General features: G+C 69.9%; 2 pseudogenes. One reads left to right on the top strand and one right to left on the bottom strand.

What is annotated here, in order from left to right:
* Positions 1–382, top strand: a pseudogene (locus J6524_RS37030) (caspase family protein); the annotation flags it as partial.
* A 70-nt stretch (positions 383–452) separates the two neighbouring features.
* On the opposite strand, the pseudogene J6524_RS37035 reads toward J6524_RS37030, so the two are convergent.
* A pseudogene (locus J6524_RS37035) lies at positions 453–642 on the bottom strand (caspase family protein); the annotation flags it as partial.

A 642-nucleotide genomic window follows, 5' to 3' on the forward strand; every position in this document is an offset into this window, starting at 1 on the left:
GACCGCGCGCAAGCTGGAGGAGCGGCTGCGTAACCGTCCCGACTTCACGCCGGCTGTAACGGCTGCCAACGCAGCCCTGCCGCAAAACGTTGCGCTCGCCGCGCCGATGTGCCCGTGCAACGTGCAGCCGCCGCAGCAGCAGCCGATCAAGGTGAATGCGCCGGTCCGGCGCGTCGAGCCTGATACACCGAAGCGCGTCGATCGCAAGCCGCCGCGGCGCGTGCGTGAGCAGGATGATGACGACGTCGTGGTCGTTCGCCGCCCGCCGCCGCGCGTGGTGTACGAGCCGCCGCCACCGAACCCGCCGAGGCCAATGCCGATGCCGATGCTGACCGGCGGCGGTGGCAACTATGGCGACCACGGCGGTCGGGGTAGATACTGAGGTGGCGATAGGGTAATCGATCCCGCAAGCGCAGCGCAACGCTTGCGGGATCGATTACCCTATCGCCACCTCAGTATCTACCCCGACCGCCGTGGTCGCCATAGTTGCCACCGCGGCCGCCACCGAACCCGCCGAGGCCAATGCCGATGCCGATGCTGACCGGCGGCGGTGGCGGCGGCTCGTACACCACGCGCGGCGGCGGGCGGCGAACGACCACGACGTCGTCATCATCCTGCTCACGCACGCGCCGCGGCGGCTTG

Source organism: Bradyrhizobium hereditatis (genome assembly GCF_020329435.1).
GTDB classification, from domain to species: Bacteria; Pseudomonadota; Alphaproteobacteria; order Rhizobiales; family Xanthobacteraceae; genus Bradyrhizobium; species Bradyrhizobium hereditatis.